Annotated in this window: 26 protein-coding genes; 13 read left to right on the top strand and 13 right to left on the bottom strand. The window is 66.4% G+C overall.

Annotated features, from left to right (window positions below; all coding sequences use genetic code 11):
* Window positions 1-123 precede the first annotated feature (123 nt).
* Together QQK63_RS12730 and QQK63_RS12725 are read right to left on the bottom strand one after the other, a co-directional pair.
* Window positions 124-924 carry an FG-GAP repeat domain-containing protein gene (locus QQK63_RS12730; RefSeq protein ID WP_277824005.1) on the bottom strand — a complete coding sequence of 267 codons (801 nt, stop codon included), beginning with the start codon at window positions 922-924 and terminating at the stop codon, window positions 124-126.
* A complete protein-coding gene (locus QQK63_RS12725; RefSeq protein ID WP_277824007.1) occupies window positions 924-1,247 on the bottom strand; it encodes a 2Fe-2S iron-sulfur cluster-binding protein in 324 nt (107 codons plus the stop codon). Before QQK63_RS12725 ends, QQK63_RS12730 begins: the two co-directional genes overlap by 1 nt.
* An 81-nt stretch (window positions 1,248-1,328) precedes the next feature.
* Between QQK63_RS12725 and QQK63_RS12720 the strand changes: the two genes are divergently transcribed.
* Both QQK63_RS12720 and QQK63_RS12715 read left to right on the top strand, forming a co-directional pair.
* Window positions 1,329-1,748, top strand: a complete 420-nt coding sequence (locus QQK63_RS12720) for an OB-fold nucleic acid binding domain-containing protein (protein ID WP_377133430.1) — start codon at window positions 1,329-1,331, stop codon at window positions 1,746-1,748.
* 85 nt (window positions 1,749-1,833) lie between these two features.
* The gene (locus QQK63_RS12715) at window positions 1,834-2,391 is read left to right on the top strand and encodes a peptidoglycan-binding domain-containing protein (protein WP_277824011.1); all 558 of its coding nucleotides are present in this window, start codon (window positions 1,834-1,836) and stop codon (window positions 2,389-2,391) included.
* A 62-nt stretch (window positions 2,392-2,453) separates the two neighbouring features.
* Here QQK63_RS12715 and QQK63_RS12710 read toward each other — a convergent pair whose 3' ends face one another.
* The 7 genes from QQK63_RS12710 to QQK63_RS12680 all read right to left on the bottom strand — a co-directional run bounded on the left by QQK63_RS12710 (window position 2,454) and on the right by QQK63_RS12680 (window position 9,572).
* The gene (locus QQK63_RS12710; protein ID WP_277825889.1) at window positions 2,454-3,857 is read right to left on the bottom strand and encodes a Do family serine endopeptidase; all 1,404 of its coding nucleotides are present in this window, start codon (window positions 3,855-3,857) and stop codon (window positions 2,454-2,456) included.
* Between the two features lie 272 nt (window positions 3,858-4,129).
* A complete protein-coding gene (locus QQK63_RS12705; RefSeq protein WP_277824012.1) occupies window positions 4,130-4,330 on the bottom strand; it encodes a DUF2065 domain-containing protein in 201 nt (66 codons plus the stop codon).
* An 11-nt stretch (window positions 4,331-4,341) separates the two neighbouring features.
* Window positions 4,342-5,235 carry a protease modulator HflC gene (hflC, locus tag QQK63_RS12700; RefSeq protein ID WP_277824014.1) on the bottom strand — a complete coding sequence of 298 codons (894 nt, stop codon included), beginning with the start codon at window positions 5,233-5,235 and terminating at the stop codon, window positions 4,342-4,344.
* Window positions 5,235-6,401, bottom strand: coding sequence for an FtsH protease activity modulator HflK (gene hflK / locus QQK63_RS12695; RefSeq protein WP_277824016.1), 1,167 nt, complete (start codon window positions 6,399-6,401; stop codon window positions 5,235-5,237). The genes hflC and hflK overlap by 1 nt, the downstream gene beginning before the upstream one ends.
* Window positions 6,402-6,495: 94 nt before the next feature.
* The gene (locus QQK63_RS12690) at window positions 6,496-7,938 is read right to left on the bottom strand and encodes an FAD-dependent oxidoreductase (protein ID WP_277824018.1); all 1,443 of its coding nucleotides are present in this window, start codon (window positions 7,936-7,938) and stop codon (window positions 6,496-6,498) included.
* A gap of 87 nt (window positions 7,939-8,025) precedes the next feature.
* Window positions 8,026-8,814: a ribose-5-phosphate isomerase RpiA gene (rpiA, locus tag QQK63_RS12685; protein ID WP_277824020.1), complete on the bottom strand. Its 789-nt coding sequence runs from the start codon at window positions 8,812-8,814 to the stop codon at window positions 8,026-8,028.
* 38 nt (window positions 8,815-8,852) lie between these two features.
* Entirely contained in the window at window positions 8,853-9,572 is a 720-nt protein-coding gene (locus QQK63_RS12680) for a thiamine diphosphokinase (protein WP_277824022.1), read from the bottom strand.
* Between the two features lie 125 nt (window positions 9,573-9,697).
* Between QQK63_RS12680 and QQK63_RS12675 the strand changes: the two genes are divergently transcribed.
* Window positions 9,698-11,845, top strand: a complete 2,148-nt coding sequence (locus QQK63_RS12675; protein ID WP_277824024.1) for a hypothetical protein — start codon at window positions 9,698-9,700, stop codon at window positions 11,843-11,845.
* A gap of 69 nt (window positions 11,846-11,914) precedes the next feature.
* On the opposite strand, the gene QQK63_RS12670 is transcribed toward QQK63_RS12675, so the two are convergent.
* Both QQK63_RS12670 and QQK63_RS12665 read right to left on the bottom strand, forming a co-directional pair.
* Complete coding sequence (locus tag QQK63_RS12670) at window positions 11,915-12,142, bottom strand: DUF2842 domain-containing protein (RefSeq protein ID WP_277824026.1); 228 nt, start codon at window positions 12,140-12,142, stop codon at window positions 11,915-11,917.
* Window positions 12,143-12,169: 27 nt separating this feature from the next.
* Window positions 12,170-13,465, bottom strand: coding sequence for an adenylosuccinate synthase (locus tag QQK63_RS12665; RefSeq protein WP_277824028.1), 1,296 nt, complete (start codon window positions 13,463-13,465; stop codon window positions 12,170-12,172).
* A gap of 314 nt (window positions 13,466-13,779) precedes the next feature.
* Between QQK63_RS12665 and secG the strand changes: the two genes are divergently transcribed.
* A complete protein-coding gene (gene secG / locus QQK63_RS12660; RefSeq protein ID WP_277824030.1) occupies window positions 13,780-14,145 on the top strand; it encodes a preprotein translocase subunit SecG in 366 nt (121 codons plus the stop codon).
* A 169-nt stretch (window positions 14,146-14,314) separates the two neighbouring features.
* Window positions 14,315-15,958 (top strand): CTP synthase, encoded by a 1,644-nt coding sequence (gene pyrG / locus QQK63_RS12655; RefSeq protein ID WP_277824032.1) that lies wholly within the window; start codon window positions 14,315-14,317, stop codon window positions 15,956-15,958.
* Between the two features lie 77 nt (window positions 15,959-16,035).
* On the opposite strand, the gene QQK63_RS12650 is transcribed toward pyrG, so the two are convergent.
* Together QQK63_RS12650 and QQK63_RS12645 are read right to left on the bottom strand one after the other, a co-directional pair.
* Window positions 16,036-17,244 (bottom strand): DegT/DnrJ/EryC1/StrS family aminotransferase, encoded by a 1,209-nt coding sequence (locus tag QQK63_RS12650; RefSeq protein ID WP_277825891.1) that lies wholly within the window; start codon window positions 17,242-17,244, stop codon window positions 16,036-16,038.
* A gap of 56 nt (window positions 17,245-17,300) precedes the next feature.
* Entirely contained in the window at window positions 17,301-17,966 is a 666-nt protein-coding gene (locus QQK63_RS12645; protein ID WP_277824034.1) for an HAD-IA family hydrolase, read from the bottom strand.
* A gap of 158 nt (window positions 17,967-18,124) precedes the next feature.
* Here QQK63_RS12645 and glmU point away from each other — a divergent pair, with 158 nt between their 5' ends.
* The 8 genes from glmU to QQK63_RS12605 all read left to right on the top strand — a co-directional run bounded on the left by glmU (window position 18,125) and on the right by QQK63_RS12605 (window position 25,486).
* A complete protein-coding gene (gene glmU, locus QQK63_RS12640) occupies window positions 18,125-19,492 on the top strand; it encodes a bifunctional UDP-N-acetylglucosamine diphosphorylase/glucosamine-1-phosphate N-acetyltransferase GlmU (RefSeq protein WP_277824036.1) in 1,368 nt (455 codons plus the stop codon).
* Between the two features lie 4 nt (window positions 19,493-19,496).
* Window positions 19,497-21,305: a glutamine--fructose-6-phosphate transaminase (isomerizing) gene (glmS, locus tag QQK63_RS12635; RefSeq protein WP_277824038.1), complete on the top strand. Its 1,809-nt coding sequence runs from the start codon at window positions 19,497-19,499 to the stop codon at window positions 21,303-21,305.
* A gap of 2 nt (window positions 21,306-21,307) precedes the next feature.
* A complete protein-coding gene (locus QQK63_RS12630; RefSeq protein WP_277824040.1) occupies window positions 21,308-21,619 on the top strand; it encodes a hypothetical protein in 312 nt (103 codons plus the stop codon).
* A complete protein-coding gene (locus QQK63_RS12625) occupies window positions 21,616-22,212 on the top strand; it encodes a GNAT family N-acetyltransferase (RefSeq protein ID WP_277824042.1) in 597 nt (198 codons plus the stop codon). The genes QQK63_RS12630 and QQK63_RS12625 overlap by 4 nt, the downstream gene beginning before the upstream one ends.
* Window positions 22,209-22,892: a DNA alkylation repair protein gene (locus tag QQK63_RS12620; protein ID WP_277824044.1), complete on the top strand. Its 684-nt coding sequence runs from the start codon at window positions 22,209-22,211 to the stop codon at window positions 22,890-22,892. Before QQK63_RS12625 ends, QQK63_RS12620 begins: the two co-directional genes overlap by 4 nt.
* A 168-nt stretch (window positions 22,893-23,060) precedes the next feature.
* Window positions 23,061-23,705, top strand: coding sequence for an SDR family NAD(P)-dependent oxidoreductase (locus tag QQK63_RS12615; protein WP_277824046.1), 645 nt, complete (start codon window positions 23,061-23,063; stop codon window positions 23,703-23,705).
* Between the two features lie 139 nt (window positions 23,706-23,844).
* Entirely contained in the window at window positions 23,845-25,083 is a 1,239-nt protein-coding gene (locus QQK63_RS12610; RefSeq protein ID WP_277824048.1) for an aspartate kinase, read from the top strand.
* A gap of 175 nt (window positions 25,084-25,258) precedes the next feature.
* On the top strand, window positions 25,259-25,486 hold the full coding sequence (locus tag QQK63_RS12605; protein ID WP_277824050.1) for a hypothetical protein: 228 nt from the start codon (window positions 25,259-25,261) through the stop codon (window positions 25,484-25,486).
* Window positions 25,487-25,599: the final 113 nt, after the last annotated feature.

Below are 25,599 nucleotides of genomic sequence, written 5' to 3'. Positions count from 1 at the left end.
TCGGGCGGTTCTGGCGTCGCGCCGATAGACCGCTGGCGCGCGTCGAAGTCAACCCCGGCGGGGCGCAAGTGGCAGGCTGCGGGAGCCTCCGGCGGGAGTTTTTCGGCCAAGATGAAGGAGGGGTCAGTCCCGGCAGGCCAGCGCCGCGACCACAGCGGCGGCGGAGAAGGGCGCAAGCGCCCGTGCGGTCAAGCCCCCGGCCCCAAGGCTGACGCCCATCAGTCGCGACCAATCGGCATCGGCCAGCACCAGTTCGGGGCCGGTGCCGCAATCGCGCAAGCCGCCGGTGATGAAACCCTCGCCGATCCGGTGATTGGTCAGACCGGGCAGCGCCGCGACCTCGACCAGCGCGCCTTGGGCGGGCAGGTAGCGCCAGACGCGCAGGGTGCGGGCAAGATGCGGGCGGTCGACATAGGCGATTTCGATCGCGCCATCCCCGTCCAGATCGGCCGCCGCGACCGGGGCGAGCCAGCGGTTGCGCTGGCCGATATTGGGCGTGGCGGTGAGCAGCCGGAGGCCCGGACCATCGGGCGTGATCGCGTAGACCGCGAGCCGCGCGCCAAGGTCCCGGTGCGATTGCACCACGAGGATCTCGGATCGCCCGTCACCATCGAGATCGGCCAGACGCGGGGCGAGATCCTCGAAGACCTCCGCCTCGGGCAGGGTGACACGGGCCACGGCACAGGACGGATCGTCGGACAGCAGCACGGCGAGCGTGCCCGCCTCGACCCCGTCGCCCAGCACGGCATGGGCGTAGCGCGTCGTGGGATCCTCGAACCAGGCGGCGGCGGGGCCGGGCGCAGGCGCGGGATTGACGGCAAGCGATCCGTCCATGGCCCGACCGGACCAGGGCGGCGCGTCGCAGGCGACAGCGGGCGTCGCGGCAAGACAGGCGGCCAGGACAGGCCCGACCGCCCCGCGCATCAGATCTGTTTCTCGGGCATCTGCACGACCAGACCATCCAGCGCATCCGAGACCTTGAGCTGGCAGGTCAGCCGCGAGCGGCTCGGGTCGGGCTGGTAGGCGAATTCCAGCATGTCCTCTTCCATCGGATCGATCTCGGGCAGTTTCGCAACCCAGTCGGGATGGACATAGACATGGCAGGTCGAGCAGGCGCAGGCGCCGCCGCAATCGGCCTCGATCCCGGGAATGTTGTTGTCGCGGGCACCTTCCATCACGGTCAGGCCGTTGGGCACGTCCACGACATGTTCGGTTCCATTGTGCTCGATATAGGTGATCTTGGCCATCTGGTTCCCTGCTCTGGCGATCCGGTACTGCTTCGGCAGTCAGGTAATACGCGAGAGGCCCGCTTTCCAGCCCGAATTCGGATGCTTGCGCCGCAGTCTTTATGTTCTACATTCGTTCTCATGGAACCCGCCACGCGCCCCCCCGATTGGCCAAGACCGCCGGCCTGCCTGCCGCATCACCTGCTGCACCTGCCGCCCGAGGGCGCGCGGGTGGCGGTGGCGGGGCTCGTGCTGGTGCGCCAGCGGCCCGGCACGGCCAAGGGGGTGATCTTCGTCACGCTGGAGGATGAATTTTCCACCTGCAACGTGGTGATCTGGCAGGCGATCTACCAACGCTTTCGTCGGGCGGTGATCGCCGGGCGGCTCTTGCGCGTCACCGGGCGGGTGCAGCGGCAGTCGGGGGTGACCCATGTGGTCGCCGAGACGGTGGAGGATCTGTCGCACATGCTGGACGATCTGGTGCGCCTGCACGAGCCGACACGCGCCGCCGATCAGCCCTGAGCGACAGCGCGCTTTCGCAAAAGGGCGAAACCCGCTATCCTGTCCACCAACGAAAAGAGCCAAAGCGCGGCGAGCAGTCATCCAGATGCGTCCCCTGTTCCTGATCCCCGGGCTTCTGGCCCTGTCCGCCTGCCTACCCGCGGGTGAGCGCAGCGCCTTTGCCGATCCGTTGATCGCGGGGGAAAGCGCGGTCGAGGTGATGCGCGGATCGGGCCCGCCGAATGCCGATCCCTCCGCCTGCTACGCGCAGCAATCCACCCCCGCGGTGATCGAGACGGTGACCGAACAGGTGATGATCCAGCCGCCGCAGCTGACCAGCGACGGGCGCGTTCTGGAACCTGCCATCTTCGTCAGCGAAAGCCAGCAGCGCATCGTGCGCGAACGCCGCGAATTGTGGTTCGAGGTGCCCTGCGAGATCCAGGCGCGCGATGCGGCCTTCATCACCTCGCTGCAACGGGCGCTGGCGGCGCGCGGTCTTTATGGCGGGCCGATCAATGGCGAGATGACGCGGCGCACCGAACGCGCCGTGCGCGATTTCCAGGCACCGCAGGGATTGGACAGCCCGATCCTGTCGCTGGCCGCAGCCCGGCAGCTGGGCCTGTCGCTCTGGGACCCGGAACTGGCGGCGGCCGGCGGCGGCTGAAATCCCACGAAAAAGGCCCCAACCTTGCGGCCGGGGCCCCGTGATCTGCCGTCGAAACGGCCTTATTCTTCGAGGCTGAGCGCGACGAACCGCGGATTGCCCGCCCGCCGGATCAGGAGAAGCACGGATTTCTGGCCCGCATCCGTGGCCGCACGCACCCGCGCGCCGAAATCCGACACGCTGGTGACAGGCTGCTGCGCCACCTCGGTGATGATGTCGCCGGCTTGCAGCCCCTTGGCAGCGGCATCCGAGGCGGGATCGACCGTTTCGATCACCAGCCCGTTGGCCACGCCCTGCGCCCCGAGTTGCTGGCGCAATTCGTCGGTCAGCGGCACCAGCTCCATCCCGAGCACCTCGGCCGAAGGGGTCGGCACGGGCGCGCCGTCCGGCGTCGTCGCGGACAGGCCTTCGGCTGTCTCGCGCCGTCCCAGCGTCACGTTCAGGGTTTCGGTGCCGCCGTCGCGGAAGACGACCACGCGCACCGTCTCACCCTCGGCGCTTTCGCCCACGATCCGGACCAGACCCCGCGTGTCGTCGATATCCGCCCCGTTGAACGTCAAGATGACATCGCCCACCTCGATACCGCCGTCGAGCGCAGGGCCCTCGGGCACGTCGGTGACAAGTGCGCCGCGCGCTTCCTCGAGACCCAGACCTTCGGCCAGCTCCTCGGTCACGTCCTGGATCCGAACGCCCAGCCAGCCGCGCCGCGTCTCGCCGAATTCGCGCAGCTGGCCGACCACGTTGGTCACGACATCGGAGGACATGGCAAAGCCGATGCCGATGGATCCGCCCGTGGGCGACAGGATCGCGGTGTTCACGCCGATCACCTCGCCCGCGAGGTTGAAGAGCGGCCCGCCCGAATTGCCGCGGTTGATGGCGGCATCGGTCTGGATGTAATCGTCATAAGTACCCGACAGCGCGCGACCCGAGGCGGATACGATCCCGACCGAAACGGAAAAGCCCTGCCCCAGCGGGTTGCCCATCGCCATGACCCAATCGCCCACGCGCATGGCCGAACTGTCGCCAAAGGGCACAAAGGGCAGCGCCTCGTCGGCCTCCACCTTCAAAAGCGCGATATCGGTGTTGGGATCGGTGCCGATGATCTCGGCCTCCAGCGTGAAACCCTCGCGGAATTCGATCAGGATCTCGTCGGCCCCTTCGATGACGTGATTGTTCGTCACGATATAGCCGTCCTCGGAGATCACGAACCCCGACCCCAGGGCCTGGCTCCGGCGCGGCGGGCGCTCGGGATTGCCGCGATCGAGGAAGTCGTTGAAGAAATCCTCAAGCGGCGAGCCCTCCGGCACGATCGGCGCGGGGCCGCCCTGCCGGCCTGCGACGATGGCGGATGTGGTGATGTTCACGACGGCATCGCCGACCTGATCGACCAGATCGGCAAAGGTGGCGGGTGGCGCCGATTGCGCGCGGGCCTGCATCGCGCCCATGATGGTCGCAAGGGCAAGCATCGCCGCGATCAGCGCGCCGATGGTCCGGCGATAGATGCTCGCCACATCCTCGCGCGGCGCGGCCAGCGCGCGGGCACGGTGCGGCTGGCGGGTCTCTTGGGCCTGGTGGATCGTCACGGAATTTCCCTCCTGTCAAGCCATGCAGACCACCGCGGCTCGCGGGTGGCCCATTCCTCAGATATTCGGTCGCAGGGCCCGCTGTTCAATCCCTATCACGTCATCGCGGGGTGACATTCCTGTCACGACGGCGTGAAACCGCTGCGGTCGGCGGATCACATCGCGCCCGCGCTGATCGCCCAGGACACGAGGACAGCGCCCAGCGTCACCGCAGCCAATCCGATCAGGCGGCGCGTTTCGACCGGGATCTGGTTCATCAGCTTCAGCAGGTCTTCAAGACGCGAAGGGGCCAGTGCGAACACCAGCCCCTCGATCACGAGAACCATGCCAAGCCCTAGAACAAGGATCAGTCCCAAGGCGCCGCCCGTTACTGGATCGGCGCGGGCACAGCGAGACCCGAACCGCCGAGGTACTCGAAGAACTCGCTGTCGGGCGAGATCACCATGGTCGAATTGCGCTGCATCAACGCCCGCTCATAGGCCGTCATCGAGCGGTAGAATTCAAAGAATTCCTGATCCTGACCGAAGGCATTGGCGAAGATCCCGTTGCGCTGTGCGTCAGCCTCGCCTCGGATGATCTCGGCCTCCCGACGGGCATCGGACACAAGCTCGACCACGGTCCGGTCGGCCTGTGCGCGGACGCGCTGCGCCGCTTCCTCGCCGCGGGCGCGTTCGTCGGTCGCCTCGCGTTGCCGCTCGGCCCGCATCCGGGCGAATGTCGCCTCGAGGTTCTGGATCGGCAGGTTGGTCTGCTTGAGACGCACATCCAGCACCTCAAGCCCCAGCGCCGCGGCGCGCAGACGTGCCTCGGCGGTGATCTGGTCCATCAGGCGCGACCGCTCGGACGACAGGATCGTGTTCGAGGTCACGCCATCCGCACCCAGAACCGCGCGGATCGTCGGGTTCAGGATGCCTTCCAGCCGTTCCTCGCCCGCACGGATACCACCTGCACCGACAGCCTGCCGGAACTGCACCACGTCCATGATGCGGAACCGGGCAAATGCGTCGACCACCAGACGCCGGTCATCGGACGGCGTCACCTCGATCGGCGTGGTGTCGAGCGACAGGATACGGTCATCGTAATACACGACCTCCTGGATGAACGGGATCTTGAAGTTCAGGCCCGGCTCTTCGATCACCTGACGGATCTGACCGAATTGCAGCACCAGCGCGCGCTGGCGTTCGTCGACCACGAAGACCGAGCTCAGCAGGACCGCGAAGCCCAGCACGACGACGGGAATGATGTAAGTGATACGGCGCATCAGTTCGAGCTCCCCGTCGTGGTGGTGGTGCCGGGGTTCCGGCGCAATTGGTCAAGCGGCAGGTAGGGCACGACGCCGTTCGATCCACCGCCTTCCTGGTCGAGGATGACAAGATCCACATCCCCCAGAACGCGCTCCATCGTCTCCAGATACAGACGGCGGCGCGTCACCTCGGGTGCCAGGCGGTATTCGTTGAGAACGGCAAGGAAGCGGCTCGCCTCACCCTCGGCCTCGTTCACGACCTGCGCGCGATAGGCTTCGGCCTGTTCGAGGATCTGGGCGGCTTCACCGCGCGCCCCTGCCAGAACCTGGTTGGCATAGGCATCGGCGCGGCGTTCCAGCTGGTCGCGGTCCTGTTCGGCGGCCTGCACGTCGCGGAAGGCGTCGATCACCTCGCCCGGCGGGTCGGCCCGGTCAAGGTTCACACGCACCACGTTCACACCGGAATCGTAGCTGTCGAGGGTCGATTGCGTCAGTTCCAGCACCGTATCGGCGATCAGCCCGCGGTCGCGGTTCAGGATCGGCGCAAGCTGGCTTGCCGCGATCACCTCGCGCATCGCGGCCTCGGCCACGGCGGTCACGGTCGCCTCGGGATCGCGCAGGTTGAACAGGAACAGCGACGGGTCGGTGATGTTCCAGACAACCTGGAAATCGATGTCGACCACGTTTTCATCGGTCGTCAGCATCAGGCCGTCATTCGACGACCCCGCGCGCGCCACACCGATGGCAACCGTCCGTTCCGAGGTCACGTTGACCACTTCGGCGGTGATGATCGGCCAAGGTGCGAAATTCAGACCGGGCTGCCCGATGGAATGGAATTCCCCGAACAAAAGCTCGACCGACTGTTCTTCGGGACGCACCGTGTAGATCGAGTTGAACGCCCAAAATCCCAAGGCCGCCACAAGGCCCGCGATCCAGATGGTGCGCGGGCTGACCGGCAGATCGCCGCCGCCACCGCCACCACCGCCCGAGCGGCCGCCGCGACCGCCCATCAGGACGCGCAGCTGTTCCTGCCCCTTGCGGACGATCTCGTCGAGTTCCGGGATCTGCTGGTCGCCGCCACCGGGACGCCGGCCGCCCGGCCCGTTGTTGCCACGGTCGCCGCGGTCGCCACCACCGCCCGAGCCGCCACCGCCGCCCCAGGGTCCGCCATTATTGCCAGCCATCGATCGTCGTTCCCCTCACACTGGTCGTCTGTGTCATGTCATATGGGGCGTCGCGCCCCGATTGCACCGCAAGCTGTGCGTTTTTCCGCACAAATCAAGCCGTGCGAACCGGCGTTCTCATCGTCACCAGTTCCTCGGCCATGGTCGGATGCACCGCGACGGTGCGGTCAAAATCCTCTTTCGTCGCGCCCATCTTGACCGCGATGCCCGCCAGCTGGATCATCTCGCCCGCATTGGGCGCGACGATATGACAGCCCAGCACGACCCTCGTTTTCTTGGAAACCACCAGCTTCATCAACACCCGATCCGCCCGCCCGGCAAAGGCGGTGCGCATCGGCCGGAAGGACGTGCAGTAGATCTCGACCGGTTCGCGGTCCCGCGCTTCCTCTTCCGTCAGGCCCACGGTGCCGAATTCGGGCTGGGTGAACACCGCCGACGGGATCAGGTCGTGATCGACGGGCGTGGGGTTGCCCTTGAACACCGTTTCGACAAAGGCCATGCCCTCGCGGATCGCCACCGGCGTCAGGTTGACGCGGTTCGTCACGTCCCCGATCGCATAGATCGAGGGAACGGCCGTCTGGCTGAAGTCATCGACCACGATCTCGCCGCGCCGCCCGATCTCGACGCCCGCCTCTTCCAGCCCCATGTCATGGGTGTTGGGGGTGCGCCCGGTGGCAAAAAGCACGGCATCGAACACCTGCTCCATCCCGTTCGACGCCTTGACCCAGACGGGGCCATCGCCGCGTCCCTCGGGGGGCGGGGGCGTGTCGGAGGATGGCAGGCCCATGCCCTCTTCGCTCGGCACCGACAGATGTTCGGCATCGGCCGCCGCCATCTCGACGATATTGGTGCCCAGATGCAGGTTCACACCGCGTTCCTGCATCTGGTCGGAGATCAGGCCCCGCGCCTCCTCGTCGAACCCGCGCAGGATCTGCGCCCCGCGGTAGAATTGCGTCACCTCGACCCCCAGCCCGTTCAGGATGCAGGCGAATTCGCAGGCGATATAGCCGCCACCGACGATCAGCATGGATTTCGGCAGGCGCTGCATCTGGAACAGGTCGTCCGACACCATGCCCAGATGTGCGTTGGGCATGTCGGGCCGCTGCGGCCTGCCGCCCGTCGCGATCAAGATATGCTTGGCCGTCCGCGTGCTGCCATCGGCCAATCGGACGGTATGGGCATCGGCCAACCGCGCGCGCTGGTCGTAGATCTCGACCTTGGACCCTTCCAGAAGCCCCCGATAGACGCCTTCGAGCCGGTCGAGTTCCCGGTTCAATTGCCCCGAGAACCGCGCCCAGTCGAAATCGCCATCCTCCAGATCCCAGCCATAGGCGCGGGCATCGGCGAATATCTCGCGGTACTCGCTGGCAAAGACCATGAGCTTTTTCGGCACGCAGCCCCGGATCACGCAGGTCCCGCCCAGCCGGCTGTCCTCGGCCAGCGCGACGCGCGCGCCGCCTGCGGCCGCAACACGGGCGGAGCGAACGCCCCCCGACCCGCCACCGATTACGAAGAGGTCATAGTCGAAATCCGCCATGCGAGGGGTCGCCCTGTCTGTCCGTGGTTGCTCAACAGGGTATCCCACGGTCCGGCCCGCGATTCCAGCCCGACCGGCCCGGCTGCGTCATTCCGGGGTGTCGGCGAACAGGTTTTCGCGGTCGGTGATGTCGATGCGCTCGCGCTCCACCGTGCCGTTGTTGATGTCGCGCACCTCGACCGTCCCGTCGGCATTACCGATCACGAGAACGTCGCAGATATCGAGAAACAGGCCATTCTCGACCACGCCGGGGATCTGGTTCAACACCAGCGACAACTGCGCGGGATTGGCGATGCGCCGCAGGTGAAGATCGAGGATGTAATTGCCCTCGTCGGTGCGGAACGGATCCGCCCCGTTCAGACGCAGGCTGGCCGAGCGTCCCAGAACATCGACATTCGACAGCATCTCCTCGATCAGCGCCTTGGTCGTCTGCCAACCAAAGGGGATGACCTCCACCGGCAGGGGAAAGGCGCCCAGCGTGTCGACCTGCTTGGACAGATCCGCGATCACCACCATCTGGTCCGACGCCGTGGCCACGATCTTTTCATGCAGCAAGGCACCGCCGCCGCCTTTGATGAGGTTCAGGTTGGGGTCGTATTCATCCGCCCCGTCGATCGTCAGGTCGAGCCAACGCACTTCGTCCAGCGTCTTGACCGGCACACCCACCTCGCGCGCCAACTCGGCGGTGCGCGCGGATGTGGCAACGCCGGTGATCTTCATCCCCTCGTCCCGGATCAGATCACCAAGACAGCGCACCATCCACGCGGCGGTGGACCCGGTCCCGAGGCCGACGCGCATCCCGTCCTCGACGAAATCGACGGCGCGGCGCGCGGCGATGTACTTGGCCTTGTCGATGGGGGAAAGCGCAGCGGTCATGGAAAGCCGATCCTGTGTCTCGATCCGTCACGCCTCGTTCATACCCAAGCATCCTTCGATGCGCGAGACCAAAGTGACGCCGCCTGAAGCGCGCGCGCCGCACCGGCCAGATGCGCGCGCGGCAAGATCAGCAACATGCCCGCCCCATCCAGTGCGATCCGCACCCGCCCGCCGCTCGCACGGTTCGAGGTGCCGATCCGCGTCGCGGGATGAAAGGCATGGCCATCGAGCGGCCAATCCAGCCCCTCCGACCGCCCCGTGACGCGCGCCAAGGGAAACAACGAAACCCGCGTGCCCTCGGGCAGATCCAGCGCGATCTCGGGCGGGGCGTGCAGCACGATATCTTGCGCGCCCAGCACGATGCAGCGCGCCTCGGCGCGCGCAATGAGCCCGTGATAGACCGACAATTCGTGATCGACCCGCGCGCCCGTGAACCCCACGGCCACCACGAAGGGCGCCCGCACATGGCGCAGCGCCTTGTCGAAATCTGTCGTCATCTGTTCGGGGATCGCATGGATGCGACCGGCCGGGATCCGCACCCGATCCTCGGCACTCAGGCTGTCCATGTCGCCGTAAACCGCCTCTGGCACAAAACCTGCATCGAGCGCCGCAACGGCACCGCCATCGGCGGCCACGATCCTCGGGGCAAGCGCAAGCGCCTCGTGCAGATCGTGCGGCGCGGCGGGGCCACCACCCACGAGGGTCACGCCCTCATCCGAGGAAAAAAGCGGCGCATCGAACGGCACATTGTCGCCCATATTCGGAAAATTCTCCTTTGAAACGCCCAATTCCCGTCGCGTTTGTGGGGAATCACTTTGGCAGACAAGGAACAACAGGTAAGAACATCCGGCCCCGTCCGGTCGAGCAGAACTGGTTGAGACCCATGAGCGACGCGAACAAGATCCTCACTGTGTCCTATGGCACCTTCTCCTGCACGCTGGAAGGGTTCGACAACCCGTTCCAGGCGATGAAGGCGATCGCCGAATATTTCCGCGACCTCGCGGCGGAGGACCGGTATTTCGGCGCGGAACCACCCACCCCCGACACGGAGATGCTGCATCGCATCACCGAGGCCGCCATCCAGCGCCGGGTCGAGGCGCGGATGATGGAAAGCGGTCTCCTCTTGCGCCAACATGCGGACGCGGCACCTGCACCCACCGCAGCGCCCGCTGCCGCCGCAGCCGCAGCGACCGTGACTGAACCCGCACCCGAGGAAACGCCGACGGCCAAGGCTCCGGCTCCGGCTGCGCCTGCACAAACCGACAGCGAAGCAAAAGCCGCCCCCGCGCGCGAGGTGCCCTCCGACATGGCCGAGGTGGCTCAGGCCCCCGAAGACGCTGCACCGGCCCCGGTGCAAACGTCCGAGGCACCCACCGATGCCCCGCAAGCCGCCGAGGAAGACAGCACCCCCGCGCCGGTCGACGCCACACAGACCGAAGCGGACCCGATCGCCGCTGACATGGACATCGGGACGGACGGCGACGACACCATCGCCGCCGTCGCCGCCGCGCTCTCAAGCGACGACACCGACGCCGCCACCACGCAGGACACGCAGGACACGGATCCCGTCGAGACCGATTTCCTCGCCGCCGCTGACGACGAGGACGAAGACGAGGACGAAGACGACGATCAGGACGATGACGATGACGCCCTCCTGTCCGAGGAGGAAACGACTTCGATCTTCGCCGCCAGTGATGATGCGGACGAAGCCGCGGACCTCGACGACGACGGCTATTTCGGTGACACGCCCGCGATGGATGGCGCCTCGGTCGCCGAACGGCTGGCACAGATCCGTCAGGCCGCCACCGAAGCATCCGAGGTCGAGGACACGGAACCCGAGGCCAGCGCCGCGCCCGAAGCCGCGCCCGCCCAGCTTTCCGCCGAACCTTTCGCATCCGATGATTTCGAGGATGACAACGCGCCCACCGATGACGACGCGGCCATCACGGCAGCCATCGCCTCGGTCACGGCACAAATGCCCGCACCAGCCCCGGCGGCCGATCTCGCACCGGCCGCAGCACCCGCGCCCGCAGCAGCCCCGGCGCAGGCCGAGGCAGATACCGATGACGCGATCCTCGGCGCGGTCGATGCGGCGCTGGCCACCGACACCCCGCTAGAGGCACCCGCCGCCGAGCACGCGCCGGTGCCCGCAGGTGTCGATCTTCGCCTGCTGTCCGAGGCCTCGGATGCCGATCGGCTCTTCGACGCGACGGATGCCCGCCTTGCCGATGCCGACACCTCGCGGCGCCGGGCCAATATCGAACATCTCAAGGCCGCCGTGGCCGCGCGCAGCGCCGAACGCCAACTGGCACCCGAAGGCGATGATGCTGCTGCCGACAGCACCGCCGATTACCGCGATGACCTGGCGCAGGTGATGCGCCCCCGCCGTGTGCGGGTCGATGTCACCCGCCGCGCGGGCGAGACGCGCCCCGCGCCGCTGGTCCTCGTGTCCGAGCAGCGCGTCGAGATGGACGAACCCGTTGCGCAACCCGCCGAACAGATTCGCCCGCGCCGCGTGGCCATGGGCGGCGGCGAGGCGCAATCGCCCGTCCGGCTGGCCAACACCGCCGACGCGCGCGTCGTACCCCGGTCGCGCCCGGTGGCCAACAGCCTCGTGCAACTGGCCCAGCGCGCCAGCGTGATCATGAGCCTTGGCCGGAACGGCGAGGCGCCGACCACCCAGCCCACGCCCGCCGAGCCTGCGCAGCCCGCGGCACCTGCCCGCGAAAACCGCCCGGCTGACGTCGATACCGGTCTCAGCCATGGTGACCGTTTCGCCATCCGCCTCGAATCCAGCGACGCCGTCGAAATCGACGAAGTCGTCGAACTGGCGGCCGTCTATGCAAGCGAGACCTTCGGCACCGAAGGCTTCGACCGCACCGCCTTGTTCGACATGATCGTCGAGGCGACGGAACACTCGATCCCCCGCCGGGACATCATGGAGGCATTCAGCGCGTTGATCCGCGCGGGCCGGATCGAACGCCTATCGAATGGCACGTTCCACCTCGTGGACGCCCCCGACGCCCCCTGAAGGCGCCCCCGCAAACGCAAAAGGCCCCGCATACTCCTGCGGGGCCTTTTCGCATTCATGCGCCTATTGTCACTCGTGCGGCGGCGCGTCCGGATCGGCCTGTCCCACACCCTTGAACACAGCCTTGAGCGGCAGGGCCCACAGGATGCCCAGAATGGTGTAAATGCCCAGTTCCAGCCAGATCGACGGGCGGTCGAACAGGCTCATGATCCACCACGCCAGCGCGATATAGGCCGGCAGACCGAAGATCAGGATGACCAGCGACAACCGCCGCCGGGTTTTGTAGCTCAACGCCATGGGTGTCCCTTCCGGGTCGTTCGGATGTCAGTCCGCGAACGGGTCGGTGACAAGTATCGTGTCGTCCCGTTCGGGTGAGGTGGACAGTAGGGCCACCGGGCATTCGATCAACTCTTCGATGCGGCGGACGTATTTCACCGCTTCGCCCGGCAGATCGGCCCAGCTGCGCGCACCCTCGGTCGAGGCGGACCAACCCGGCATTTCCTCGTAGACGGGAACGCAGCGCGCCTGCTGTTCGGCGGCCGTGGGCAGGTAGTCGAGCAGCTGGCCGTCGAGGTCGTAGCCCACGCAGATCTTCAGCGTGTCGAAGCCGTCCAGAACGTCGAGCTTGGTCAGCGCGATGCCCTTGACGCCGCTCGTGGCGCAGGTCTGGCGCACAAGGCAGGCGTCAAACCAGCCGCAGCGCCGCTTGCGCCCCGTCACCGTGCCGAATTCACGCCCCCGCTCGCCCAGCCGCTGGCCATCGGCATCCTTCAGCTCGGTCGGAAACGGCCCCTCGCCCACGCGGGTCGTATAGGCCTTCACGATGCCCAGAACGTAATCGATGGCGGTGGGCCCAATGCCGACACCCGTTGCCGCCTGCCCCGCGATCACGTTGGACGAGGTGACGAAGGGATAGGTGCCGAAATCGATGTCCAGCAGCGCGCCCTGCGCCCCTTCGAACAGGATGCGCTTCCCGGCCTTGCGGTTCTCGTTCAGCACTCTCCAGACCGGCGCGGCATAGGGCAGGATCTCGGGCGCGATGGCGCGCAGCTTGTCCAAAAGCGCGTCCCGATCGACCTCCTCGATCCCGAGGCCCCGCCGCAGCGGGTTGTGATGTTGCAGCGCCCGGTCGACCCGCGCCTGCAATGTCGCATCATCGGCCAGATCCGCCACCCGCACCGACCGGCGGCCCACCTTGTCCTCGTAGGCCGGGCCGATGCCCCGCCCGGTCGTACCGATCTTGGTGCCGGCGCTCGCCGCTTCCTCGCGCGCCCGGTCCAGTTCGCCATGGATCGGCAGGATCAGCGGCGTGTTCTCCGCGATCATCAGCGTCTCGGGCGTGATCTCGACGCCCTGCTGCCGGATCGACGCGATCTCGCCGACCAGGTGCCAGGGGTCCAGCACCACGCCATTGCCGATCACGCTGAGCTTGCCGCCGCGCACCACGCCAGACGGCAGCGCGTTCAGCTTGTAGACCTTCCCGTCGATCACCAAGGTGTGACCGGCATTGTGACCGCCTTGGAACCGGGCGATCACATCGGCCCGCTCGCTCAACCAGTCGACGATCTTGCCCTTGCCTTCATCGCCCCACTGGGCGCCGACGACGACAACATTGGCCATGGCGGATCCTCCGGTTCTAAAGCCCCGGGCGCTATACCGGGGCCGTGTCCGGGTTGAAAGCAGAGTCTCGCCTGCCATGCCGTCCTTGTCGAAAGATGCGACATGCCGCCGCGCATCCCGCCACACCACGGGTCGGCGGAAAGAAACGGTATACATTCGTGTCCCGTGGCGGGTTTCGCTTCACTTGCAACAAAATTCTTGCATGTGAAAGCCCGACTCGCGCTATGGTTGTCGGCACGGGTCTTGCGGCGGCATGCCGCATCCCATAGAGAGACGCGAAATTACGAGCCCGGCCTCGCAAAGGGACCCCGCCCATGGAAAATGTCATCCTCGTCGTCCACCTGATCCTCGCGATCTGCCTGATCGGCGTGGTGCTGTTGCAGCGCTCCGAAGGGGGCGGTCTGGGCATGGGCGGCGGTGGCGGCGTGATGACGGGACGCCAGGCCGCCACCGCGCTCGGCAAACTGACCTGGGCCTTCGCCATCGCCTTTCTCGCCACCTCGATCACCCTGACGATCCTCGCCGCGCAGAACTCGGCCGGGTCCTCGGTCCTCGACCGCGTGGGAACGGGCACGACCGAACAGGCGCCCACCGACGATGGCTCGCTCCTGCCGCCCGCCGATGCGCTTCTGCCGCCTGTGACGGGCGATGCGCCCGCCCTGCCGCCGCGCACCGACTGAGGCAAAAACCTCGTATATCTAGGGGATTTTCCCCCAATTCTCACAGGATTTAGCGGTTCGGCTTGCAGGGTCGGGCCGAATCCGGTTATTCTCAAATCCCGTGGTATTGGGATTGGCAGACAGGGTTGCGGACGCATCGCAGCCCACCCGACGCGGGAGAGCTTTCGACATGGCGCGCTATATTTTCATCACCGGCGGTGTGGTCTCCTCGCTTGGCAAGGGTTTGGCCTCGGCGGCGCTGGGGGCGCTCTTGCAGGCCCGCGGCTTCACGGTCCGCCTGCGCAAGCTCGACCCCTATCTCAACGTCGACCCCGGCACGATGTCGCCCTTCGAGCATGGCGAGGTCTTCGTGACCGATGACGGCGCGGAAACCGATCTCGACCTTGGCCATTACGAACGCTTCACCGGCGTCGCGGCCCGCATGACGGATTCGGTCTCTTCGGGCCGAATCTATTCCAACGTGCTCGAGAAAGAGCGGCGCGGCGATTACCTCGGGAAAACGATCCAGGTGATTCCCCACGTCACCAACGAGATCAAGGATTTCCTCCGCATCGGCGAGGATGAGGTCGATTTCATGCTTTGCGAAATCGGCGGCACCGTGGGCGACATCGAAGGCCTGCCCTTCTTCGAGGCGATCCGCCAGTTCGGTCAGGAAAAGCCGCGCGGCCAATGCATCTTCATGCACCTGACGCTCCTGCCCTTCATCAAGGCCTCGGGCGAGCTGAAAACCAAGCCCACGCAGCATTCGGTCAAGGAACTCCGCTCCATCGGCATCGCGCCCGACATCCTCGTCTGCCGCTCCGAAGGGCCGATCCCTGCCAAGGAACGCGAGAAACTCGCGCTCTTCTGCAACGTCCGCCCCGATGCCGTGATCGCGGCCCAGGACCTCGCCTCGATCTACGAGGCCCCGCTCGCCTATCACCGCGAAGGCTTGGATCAGGCCGTGCTCGACGCCTTCCAGATCAGCCCCGCGCCCCGGCCCGACCTGACGATCTGGGAAGACGTGGCCGACCGCATCCACAACCCCGAGGGCGAAGTGCGCGTGGCCATCGTCGGCAAATACACGCAGCTCGAAGACGCCTACAAATCCATCGCCGAGGCCCTGACCCATGGCGGCATGGCCAACCGCGTCAAGGTCAAGGCCGAATGGATCGACGCCGAGATCTTCGAACGCGAGGATCCGGCCCCCTGGCTCGAAGGGTTCGACGCGATCCTCGTCCCCGGCGGCTTCGGTGAACGTGGCACCGAGGGCAAGATCAAGGCGGCCGAATTCGCCCGCACCCGCAAGGTGCCTTATCTCGGCATCTGTCTCGGCATGCAGATGGCCGTGATCGAAGCGGCGCGCAATCTCGCCAGCTTGGGCGACGCCGGCTCCGAGGAATTCGACCACGAAGCCGGAAAAAAGCGTTTCACGCCCGTGGTCTACCATCTCAAGGAATGGGTTCAGGGCAACCACAAGGTCAAGCGCAAGCTGACGGACGCCAAGGGCGGCACGATGCGCCTCGGGGCCTATGACGCCGTGCTCAAAGAAGGCTCCAAGGTGGCCGAGGTCTATGGATCCTTGGCCATCGAGGAACGCCACCGCCACCGCTACGAGGTCGACATCAAGTACCGCGAGGCGCTCGAGGCGCAGGGCCTCAAGTTTTCCGGCATGTCGCCCGATGGCCGCCTGCCCGAGATCGTCGAGGTCGAGGATCATCCGTGGTTCATCGGCGTTCAGTTCCACCCGGAACTGAAATCCAAACCCTTCGCGCCGCACCCGCTGTTCCGCGACTTCGTGCGCGCGGCCAAGGAAAATTCCCGTCTGGTCTGAAGAGAGCGGAAAACTCGAGTTTTCGGCGCCGGAAATCTCGGGATTTCCGTCCCGTTTTCCTGCAGGAAAACGCTCCCTTACTCCGCCGCCTGCGCGCTCGCTCCCATGACCTCGTCGCGGATGATCGACCCGATCAACCGCACATCGGCCTCCGAGAATGTCAGCGGCAGGCGCATGTCGATCAGCCCCGCAAGGATCGCATCGGTCCTCGGCAGGTACTGCGGCGGCGCATAGCGCCAGCTGTCATAGCGCGAGGTGAAGGCGACGGGCTCCCTCGCCCCGAACCATTTCAGCTCCACCCCCCGCGCCCCACAGGCCGCAACCAAGGCGCGCACCGCCTCCCCTGACCAGTCCGGCAACAGGAACTGGAAGGACGAACCGACGATGCTTTCCTGTGGCGGGCGTTCGATCAGCCGCACACCCGGCAGGTTGCGCAACCCTTCCTCCAGCGTGCGGTAAAGCGCGTTCCACCGCGCAACCTGCGCCGGCAGATCGGCCAGTTGCGGGCGCAAGATCGCGGCCCGCAAATGATCCATCCGGCCCGAGACATTGGGCGTCTCGTATTTCACCGTCGCGAACCGGTCGACGGATGGCCCCGCCGTGTGCCGCCCAAACAGCATGTAGGACCCCGACAACATGATGGCGCGCGCCATCACATCGGCATCGTCCGACACCAGCAGGCCGCCCTCGCCCGAATTCATGTGCTTGTAGGTCTGGGTCGAATAGCAGCCGATCACCCCATGACGCCCCGAAGGCGTGCCGCGCCACGCGGCCCCCATCGTATGCGCGCAATCCTCGATCACCTGCAGGCCATGGACCCGCGCCACCTCCATCAGCCGGTCCATGTCGCAGATATGCCCGCGCATGTGGCTGAGCAGCAGAACCCGCGCCGCCGACGCACGCGCCTTCACCGCCAGATCGTCGATGTCTATGGTCAAGGCTTCGGTCGTCTCGACGAATACCGGATCCGCCCCAACGCTGGCGATGGCCCCCGGCACCGGCGCGAGCGTGAAACCGTTCGACAAGACACGGTCTCCATGGCCGACGCCGAGCGCCCTGAGCGCACACCCCATCGCATAGCCGCCCGACGCGACGGCCAGCGCGTAGCGCGCGCCGGTATAGGCCGCAAATTCGCGCTCCAGCGCCGAAACCTCGCCCTCTTCCTCGCCGATCAGGTTGTAACGGTGCAGGCGGCCGGACCGCATGACGGCGACCGCAGCCTCGATCGCCGCCTCGGGGATCGGTTCTTGCTGGGTGAACTTGCCTTTGAAGACGGGTTTTTCCATGGGGCGAGAATTGGCGGGCGTGGCCGCTTCGTCAATGGCCCCTCGCCCGAATAGCGTCATGGGATCAGCCGGTCGATGATCGCATCGAGCGCGTCGTAATGCTCGATCAGGGCTTCGGGCTCCAGATCGGCCACCGCCTGCCCCATTGGCCCGAAGGTAACGAGCGCGCAGGGCCGTCCGGCGGCGCGCGCCGTCTCGCGGTCCGTCACCGTATCCCCGATCAGGATCGACCGTTCCATCGCCCCGCCCGCCCGCATCACCGCCTCGCGCAGCGGTGCGGGATCGGGTTTGCGCACCGGCAGCGTGTCGGCCCCGATCAGCGCGCCGAATTCCCCGCGAACCCCCAGACGGGTCAAGAGCGTCTCAGCCAAGCCCTCGGGCTTGTTGGTGCAGATGCCCACCGCCACGCCCCGCGCCTTCAACCGCGCCACCGCCTCCATCGCGCCGGGGTAGAGCGTCGTATGCGTGTCGATCGCCGCGCCATAGGCGTCGAGCAGCAGCGGATAGCCCGCCTCGACCATCGCGCCGTCATCCTCCAGCGCCATCCGCTCTGCCGCCAACCGCAGCATCGCCCGCCCGCCGCGCAGCGCGACGCCGTCATCGGCCCCCATCGCCAGTTGCGGGGCATGGCCCATCATCCCGAGCGCGGCATTGGCCGCCGCGATCAGATCGCCCGCCGTATCCGCCAGCGTCCCGTCGAGGTCGAAGATCACGCAGCGCATGAGTATCCTTTCGTTAAGATCTCGGCAGTTTCGTTAAGATCTCGGCAAGTTTCTGCCCCCGTTTGTAACAGGGCGTTAAGCAAAGTGAAGCAGCCCGCGCTTGCACCAGCACCGGCCATAGGTAAAACGGGCGCAAGCAAGAGAAAGCAGGCAGACCCATGTCCGAACCGCAGGCCGCAAGGCCCATCGCCCTCATCATTCTTGCTGCCGGGCAAGGCACGCGGATGAATTCGGACCTTCCCAAACCCCTGCACAAGCTGGGCGGAATGCCACTTGTCGCCCATGCGCTTTTCGCGGGCGCCACGCTCGAGCCGTCGCGGATCGTCGTCATCACCGGCCACGGCGCCGAAGCGGTGGAGGCAGCCGTCGAAGATCTCATGCCCTTTGCCACCTGCGCCCGTCAGGAACCGCAGCTGGGCACTGGCCATGCTGTCCTGCAAGCCGCTGATGCGCTTGCAGATTTTGAAGGCGACGCCATCGTCCTTTACGCCGACACGCCCTTCATCCGCCCCGAAACACTGGCCGCGATGCAGGCCGCGCGTGCCACGCATGACATCGTTGTGCTGGGCTTCCGCGCCGCCGATCCGGGCCGCTACGGACGCCTGATCCTCGACGGCGACCGGCTCGACCGCATCGTCGAGGCCAAGGATGCCACGCCTGCGGAACTCGCCGTCGACACCTGCAATTCCGGCCTTCTGGCCGCCGACGCCCAAACGCTCCTGCGCCTTCTGGCCAAGGTCACAAACAACAACGCGGCAGGCGAGTATTACCTGACCGACCTGCCCGCGCTCGCCCGCGCCGAGGGTCTGTCGGCCACCGCCATCCTCTGCCCCGAGGCGGAAACGCTCGGCATCAATTCCCGCCCCGAACTCGCCGCAGCCGAAGTCACGTTTCAGACCAACAAGCGCTTGGAAATGCTGGACAATGGCGTCGCCATGCAAGCCCCCGACACGGTGTTCTTCGCGCTGGACACATGGATCGGCCGCGATGCCGAGATCGAACCGAATGTCGTCTTCGGCCCCGGCGTCACGGTGGAATCCGGCGCGCAGATCCGCGCCTTTTCTCATCTCGAAGGCTGCCACGTCAGCGCGGGCGCGGTGATCGGCCCCTACGCTCGCCTGCGCCCCGGCGCGGAAATCGGCAATGACGCGCGCATCGGCAATTTCGTCGAGGTGAAAGAAGCCCAGATCGGCGACGGGGCCAAGGTCAACCACCTGACCTATATCGGCGACGCGACCGTGGGCGAACGCACGAACATCGGCGCGGGCACCGTCACCTGCAACTACGATGGCGTGATGAAGCACCGCACCACCATCGGGCGTGACGCCTTCATCGGCTCGGACACGATGCTGGTGGCCCCCGTCACGCTGGGCGACCGCGCCATGACGGCTAGCGGGTCGGTCATCACCGAGGATGTCCCCCCCGGCGCATTGGCGTTGGGGCGGGCAAAACAGGTCAACAAGCCGGGGCTCGCCGTCAAGCTGATGGACCGGCTGCGCGCGATCAAGGCGGCAAGGAAAGGCTAGACCCATGTGCGGTATCGTCGGCATTCTCGGCACCCACGAGGTTGCCCCCCTGATCCTCGAGGCGCTCAAGCGTCTGGAATATCGCGGTTATGACAGCGCGGGGATCGCCACGCTCGACGACGGCGATCTCGACCGCCGCCGCGCGGTGGGCAAACTCATCAACCTGTCCGACCGGCTGGTCCACGAGCCCCTTCCCGGCAAAACCGGCATCGGGCACACCCGCTGGGCCACCCATGGCGCGCCCACCGAGGCCAACGCCCATCCCCACCAGAAAGGCCCGGTCGCGGTGGTCCACAACGGGATCATCGAGAATTACCGCAGTTTGCGTGCCGAACTTGCTGGCGCGAATTTCGAAAGCGAGACGGATACCGAAACCGTCGCGCATCTGTGCGCCCATTATATGGCTCAAGGCCTGTCCCCGCGCGATGCCGCGCTGGCAACCACCGCGCGCCTCGAAGGGGCTTTCGCGCTTTGCTTTCTCTTCGACGGCGAGGATGACCTGATCGTCGCCGCCCGAAAGGGATCGCCGCTGGCCATCGGTCATGGCGAGGGCGAGATGTTCGTGGGCTCGGACGCCATCGCGCTCGCGCCCCTCACCGACCGGATCACCTATCTGGAGGAAGGCGACCACGCCTTTGTCACCCGCGCGGGCGTCGAGATCGTCGACGAACACCACAATCCCGTCAGCCGCGCCGAAACGCGGATCGAAGCCCGCGCCGCCGTGATCGACAAGGCGGGCTACAAGCATTTCATGGCCAAGGAGATCCACGAACAGCCCCTGGTCTTCACCGAGGCCTTGGGCCGCTACGCGCCGGGCGCGGCCCCGGTCTTTCCCGAAGCGCTCGATTTCACCCGCTTCGACCGGGTCGTGCTGGTCGCCTGCGGCACCGGCTATTATTCCTGCCTGACGGCCAAATACTGGTTCGAACAGGTGGCGGGTCTGCCCTGCGAGGTCGATGTCGCCTCCGAATTCCGCTACCGCGAACCGCCCGTCGCCCCGCGCACACTGGCGCTCTTCGTCAGCCAATCGGGCGAAACCGCCGACACTTTGGCAGCCCTCCGCTACATGCGCGGGCGTGCCGATCTGGTGGCAAGCCTCGTGAATGTCGGCACCTCCTCGATCGCGCGCGAAAGCGATGTGGCGCTCGCGATCATGGCAGGGGTCGAGGTCTCCGTCGCCTCGACCAAGGCCTATGTGAACCAGTTGGGCGTTCTGGCGCTTCTGGCGCTCCATGCGGCGGGCCAACGCGGCGTGATGAGCGCCCCCGAACTCTCCGCCGAGATCGAGGCGCTGCGCCATGTCCCCGAACAGATGCGCCATGTCCTTGCCCTCGAACCCCGGATCGCGGCCATCGCAGCCGGTCTGGCCGAGGCGAAATCCGCCCTCTTCCTCGGGCGCGGGGTGATGTATGCCACGGCGCTCGAGGCGGCGCTGAAGCTCAAGGAGCTCAGCTACATCCATGCCGAGGCCTATGCCTCGGGCGAACTGAAACATGGCCCCATCGCGCTGATCGACCGCAGCCTGCCGGTGCTGGTTTTCGCGCCGCATGATGCGCTTTTCGACAAGACCGTCTCGAACATGCAGGAGGTCATGGCCCGGGGCGGTCAGGTTACGCTGGTGACCGATGCCGCAGGCGCCGCCACCGCCGCCGATGGCACGGCCGCCGTCCTCACCCTGCCCTCCGCCGGGCGTCTGACGGCGCCCATGCTCTACGCCATCCCTGCCCAGCTTTTGGCCTATCACACCGCCATCGCAAAGGGCACGGACGTCGACCAGCCCCGCAACCTCGCCAAATCCGTGACGGTGGAGTGACGATGCAGCGCGACGTGTTCCAAAAGGAATTTCCCAACGAAAAGGGCATCGACCGGCACACGCTCTCGGCCGGATACGACGCGGCGAAATCGCTCTTCCTGCTGTCGGCCTGCGACGCGGGTCCCCTGCACGAGTCCATGGCGGGCGACTGGGACCACGAATACGGGCGCGAGATCACCCAAGACGAAATGGCGGCACTCTGGCCGCTCATCGTCCGCGAACTGGCCAAGGTTCACGGCGAACGTACCATCGCGCTGATCGACGCGCTGTCGGCCGAGGCGGGGATCGATCCGCAAAGTTGGTCCTGGACGTGAGCCGCCTCGGCCCGCCCGACCTGAGCCTGACCGGGCGGAATGTCCGGCTGGTGCCACTGTCCCCCGACCATGCAACAGCCCTTGCGGCTGAAGTGAAAGCCGGTCGGCTGCATGAGCTTTGGTACACTTTCGTCCCGCCGCCCGAGGGCATGGCGGCCGAGATCGACCGCCGCCTCGCATTGCGCGACCGGGGGGAGATGATCCCCTTCACGATCCTCGACCCGACCGGCGCGGCCGTCGGCATGACCACCTACATGCATATCGACCATACGACCCCAAGGGTCGAGATCGGCTCGACCTGGATCATCCCGTCGGCGCAGCGCGGCCCCGTGAACACGGAAGCAAAACGCCTGATGCTTGAACAGGCCTTTGACGTCTGGGGCTGCCTTGCCGTCGAATTCCGCACCCATCGCCTGAACCAGCAATCCCGCCGCGCTATCGAGCGGCTTGGCGCGCAACTCGACGGTATCTTGCGCGCGCATCTTAGGATGCCCAACGGCACGATCCGCGACACGGCGGTTTATTCCATCACCGCAACCGATTGGCCGACAGTGAGGGCGCATCTCGATTGGCGGATCGCGCGGCCCAGATGACGCCCGCCGACGCCCTCGCCACGCTCCGTTCCCACGCGGATGTTGCCCGCGCCGCCGAGATGGCCACCTATCACAAACAGAGCCGCGAGGTTCTGGGCCTGTCCAATGCGCTGACCGGCGAACTGGCCGAGGCTTGGCGCAAATCACTCGACCAGCCGGGCCTCGTAACGCTTGCCGAAGGCCTCTGGGCCAGCGACATCTTCGAGGCACGGATCGCGGCCGGTAAACTTTTCATTCAGGCCCGGATGCGCCCCGACGATGCCCTCGCTTGGGACTGCATCCTTGGTTTCGTGCCCGGTTTCGACAGTTGGGCCATCGCCGATGCCGTGGCCCAAGGTGGCCAGAAACGCGTGGTGCAAGATCCCGCTCGCCTCGACCGGATCCAGACCTGGGTGGGCAGCGACCACGTCTGGACCCGTCGCGCGGCGCTGGTCTTCACCCTGCCCTTCACCAAGTCGCGTCACCCGAACCCGACCGAGGCCGCCGCCCGCGCCCGCATCCTCGGCTGGTGCGAAACGCTGGCCTCGGACCCGGATTGGTTCATCCAGAAGGCCATCGCCTGGTGGCTGCGCGATCTGTCGAAACGGGACCCGGCCATGGTAACGACCTGGCTTGCCAGCCATGGCCAAACGCTCAAACCCTTCGCCCGGCGCGAAGCCGCCCGGTACCTGCCCGATTAACCTGCCATCAAGGTTAACGGCCCCTTCATCTTGGCCGAAAAACTCCGGGGGAGGCGCGCAAGGCGCGACGGGGGCAGAGCCCCCCAGGACAGGGCGCGCCACCCGCACAGACCTTGCAATTCCTGTCATCCCCGTTACCCCGGGCCCTCGGAAACAGGAGGATCGACCATGCATGTTCTGATCACTGGCGCCAGTCGCGGCATCGGCAAGGGTCTGGCCGACGCCTACCGCGCCGAGGGGGCCGAGGTGACGGCGACCGCGCGCGGCGCGACGGGCGCGGCGCGTTTGGACGTGGCCGATCCCACCTCGGTCAAGGCGCTGGCCGACCGGATGGAAGGCCGCGCCATCGATCTCCTGATCTGCAATGCCGGGATCTATTCCGACAAGGGTCAGTCGCTTGACGATGGTTTCGCGCCCGCACTCTGGGCCGAGACCTTCTCGGTGAACGTGACCGGCGTTTTCCTGACCATACAGGCGCTTTTGCCCAATCTCTCCTTGGCGCAAAGCCCCAAGATCGCGATCATCGGTAGCCAGATGGGCTCGAACACCCGCGCGCCGGGCGGCAGCTACATCTACCGCGCTTCCAAATCCGCCGTTCTCAACCTCGGACGCAATCTTGCCGCCGATCTCAAACCGCGCAAGATCGCGGTCGGCGTCTATCACCCCGGCTGGGTGCAGACCGACATGGGCGGAGACGCTGCAGAGATCACGACCGCCGAGGCGATATCGGGACTGACAGCGCGTTTCGCAGCGCTTGATCTGACCCGCACGGGCTGTTTCGAAACCTGGGATGGGCGCGACCACCCGCTTTGATCCCCGCGCCGCGCGAGCCCGGCCGTGTGTGTGCAAATTCGTGGAAAGATGAAGCCAGGGGCCTGCCCCGATCCCGCCCGCTCTTGCAGGCGGGCACCTGTCGCCGTATGACGCGCGGCGTCTGGCAAAGGGACGGGCCATGTCCATTCTGGTGATGAAATTCGGCGGCACGTCGGTCGCCACGCTCGACCGCATCCGCCGCGCCGCCAAGCGCGTCGGCCGCGAGGTCGCGAACGGACATGACGTGATCGTCATCGTCTCGGCGATGGCGGGCGAAACCAACAAGCTCGTGGGCTTCGTCGAAGAGACCTCGCCGCTCTACGATGCGCGCGAATATGACGCCGTCGTCTCATCGGGCGAGAATGTCACCGCGGGACTGATGGCGCTGACGCTTCAGGAAATGGATGTGCCCGCGCGCAGCTGGCAGGGGTGGCAGGTGCCTTTGATCACCAGCTCCGCCCATGCGGCGGCCCGGATCGAGGAGATTCCGACCGAGAACATCCTCAAGAAATTCGGCGAAGGCATGAAGGTCGCGGTGATCGCGGGCTTTCAGGGCATCAGCCGCGAGGGACGGATCACCACGCTCGGGCGCGGCGGGTCGGACACCAGCGCGGTCGCCTTCGCCGCCGCCTTCGACGCGGTGCGCTGCGACATCTATACCGATGTCGATGGGGTCTACACGACCGATCCCCGCATCACCTCCAAGGCGCGCAAGCTTGACCGCATCGCCTTCGAGGAGATGCTGGAACTGGCTAGCCTGGGCGCCAAGGTCCTGCAGACGCGGTCGGTCGAATTGGCGATGCGTTACAACGTGAAGCTGCGCGTGCTCAGCAGTTTCGAGGAAATGTCGGATGACGCGGGCACGCTCGTCTGTGCCGAGGAGGATATCGTGGAAAGCAATGTCGTGGCCGGTGTGGCCTATTCCCGCGACGAGGCCAAGATGACGCTGCAAGGCGTCGCAGACCGCCCCGGCATCGCCGCAGCCATCTTCGGCCCCTTGGCCGAGGCCGGCGTCAATGTCGACATGATCGTGCAGAACATCTCGGACGGCGGCACGACCGACATGACCTTTTCCTGCCCGGTGAACGAGGTGAAGCGCGCCGAAAAGGCGATGGCGGACGCCAAGGCGGCGGGCGCGATCGATTTCGCGGGCCTCGTGGCCGATACCGATGTCTGCAAGGTCTCGATCGTTGGCATCGGCATGCGCAGCCATGCAGGCGTCGCGGCCAAGATGTTCCAGACGCTCCGCGACGAAGGGATCAACATCAAGGTGATCACCACCTCCGAGATCAAGGTGTCGGTCCTGATCGACCGCAAGTACCTGGAGCTGGCGGTGCAGGCGCTGCACGACGCCTTCGGGTTGCATCGCGCGGCCTGAGACAGCGAACCTTTCCCGCCCCGCAGCGCGATCCGCGCGCGGGGCAGGGATGCAAAACCACGCCGGGCCTTGCGCTCCGTGCAATGCTGCATTGCAGCATTGGCCCTAACCGAGATTGGGGCGCAGCCCTATTTCCTGTCGTGATCGAACACAAACTCTATCGACAGAGGCCATCATGGCAACCCAGACCCTTTCTCAGAATTCCGCCAACCACCCGCTTGTCGCGCAGCTTGGCCACTTCTTCGCCGCGCTCGCGCGCGCCTTCGCACTGTCCAAGAACGCCGAGGCCCGCTTTGACGAGATCCGGTCGCTTCAAGCGCTGAGCGATGCCGAACTGGCCCGCCGTGGCATCGCACGCGAAAACATCGTGCGTCACGTCTACGCGGATCTTCTGAACGACTGACCCGGAATTTGCGCGCGACGGGACAACCAATCCCGTTGCGCGCCCCCATCCCCCCGCGCTATCCCTGATCCCCGGAACAAGGGGCGCCCCGTCGCAGGTCGCCCGTGGGCGAG

Source organism: Roseicyclus marinus (assembly GCF_030163795.1).
GTDB lineage: Bacteria > Pseudomonadota > Alphaproteobacteria > Rhodobacterales > Rhodobacteraceae > Roseicyclus > Roseicyclus marinus.
Note: the sequence above shows the minus strand (reverse complement) of the source record. Positions and strands in the feature narration are given on the sequence as shown.

Excerpts from the sequence above, each read along its gene's own strand:
- glmS (WP_277824038.1), top strand. The coding sequence starts at position 19,497 with ATGTGCGGTATCGTCGGCATTCTCGGCACCCACGAGGTTGCCCCCCTG.
- QQK63_RS12645 (WP_277824034.1), bottom strand. The coding sequence starts at position 17,966 with ATGCGCTGCGTGATCTTCGACCTCGACGGGACGCTGGCGGATACGGCG.
- secG (WP_277824030.1), top strand. The coding sequence starts at position 13,780 with ATGGAAAATGTCATCCTCGTCGTCCACCTGATCCTCGCGATCTGCCTG.
- QQK63_RS12620 (WP_277824044.1), top strand. The coding sequence starts at position 22,209 with ATGACGCCCGCCGACGCCCTCGCCACGCTCCGTTCCCACGCGGATGTT.
- QQK63_RS12715 (WP_277824011.1), top strand. The coding sequence starts at position 1,834 with ATGCGTCCCCTGTTCCTGATCCCCGGGCTTCTGGCCCTGTCCGCCTGC.
- QQK63_RS12630 (WP_277824040.1), top strand. The coding sequence starts at position 21,308 with ATGCAGCGCGACGTGTTCCAAAAGGAATTTCCCAACGAAAAGGGCATC.
- QQK63_RS12665 (WP_277824028.1), bottom strand. The coding sequence starts at position 13,465 with ATGGCCAATGTTGTCGTCGTCGGCGCCCAGTGGGGCGATGAAGGCAAG.
- QQK63_RS12650 (WP_277825891.1), bottom strand. The coding sequence starts at position 17,244 with ATGGAAAAACCCGTCTTCAAAGGCAAGTTCACCCAGCAAGAACCGATC.
- QQK63_RS12605 (WP_277824050.1), top strand. The coding sequence starts at position 25,259 with ATGGCAACCCAGACCCTTTCTCAGAATTCCGCCAACCACCCGCTTGTC.
- QQK63_RS12670 (WP_277824026.1), bottom strand. The coding sequence starts at position 12,142 with ATGGCGTTGAGCTACAAAACCCGGCGGCGGTTGTCGCTGGTCATCCTG.
- hflC (WP_277824014.1), bottom strand. The coding sequence starts at position 5,235 with ATGCGCCGTATCACTTACATCATTCCCGTCGTCGTGCTGGGCTTCGCG.
- QQK63_RS12615 (WP_277824046.1), top strand. The coding sequence starts at position 23,061 with ATGCATGTTCTGATCACTGGCGCCAGTCGCGGCATCGGCAAGGGTCTG.
- rpiA (WP_277824020.1), bottom strand. The coding sequence starts at position 8,814 with ATGACCGCTGCGCTTTCCCCCATCGACAAGGCCAAGTACATCGCCGCG.
- pyrG (WP_277824032.1), top strand. The coding sequence starts at position 14,315 with ATGGCGCGCTATATTTTCATCACCGGCGGTGTGGTCTCCTCGCTTGGC.
- hflK (WP_277824016.1), bottom strand. The coding sequence starts at position 6,401 with ATGGCTGGCAATAATGGCGGACCCTGGGGCGGCGGTGGCGGCTCGGGC.
- QQK63_RS12610 (WP_277824048.1), top strand. The coding sequence starts at position 23,845 with ATGTCCATTCTGGTGATGAAATTCGGCGGCACGTCGGTCGCCACGCTC.
- QQK63_RS12690 (WP_277824018.1), bottom strand. The coding sequence starts at position 7,938 with ATGGCGGATTTCGACTATGACCTCTTCGTAATCGGTGGCGGGTCGGGG.
- QQK63_RS12720 (WP_377133430.1), top strand. The coding sequence starts at position 1,329 with ATGCTTGCGCCGCAGTCTTTATGTTCTACATTCGTTCTCATGGAACCC.
- QQK63_RS12710 (WP_277825889.1), bottom strand. The coding sequence starts at position 3,857 with ATGCTTGCCCTTGCGACCATCATGGGCGCGATGCAGGCCCGCGCGCAA.
- QQK63_RS12730 (WP_277824005.1), bottom strand. The coding sequence starts at position 924 with ATGCGCGGGGCGGTCGGGCCTGTCCTGGCCGCCTGTCTTGCCGCGACG.
- QQK63_RS12675 (WP_277824024.1), top strand. The coding sequence starts at position 9,698 with ATGAGCGACGCGAACAAGATCCTCACTGTGTCCTATGGCACCTTCTCC.
- QQK63_RS12680 (WP_277824022.1), bottom strand. The coding sequence starts at position 9,572 with ATGGGCGACAATGTGCCGTTCGATGCGCCGCTTTTTTCCTCGGATGAG.
- glmU (WP_277824036.1), top strand. The coding sequence starts at position 18,125 with ATGTCCGAACCGCAGGCCGCAAGGCCCATCGCCCTCATCATTCTTGCT.
- QQK63_RS12725 (WP_277824007.1), bottom strand. The coding sequence starts at position 1,247 with ATGGCCAAGATCACCTATATCGAGCACAATGGAACCGAACATGTCGTG.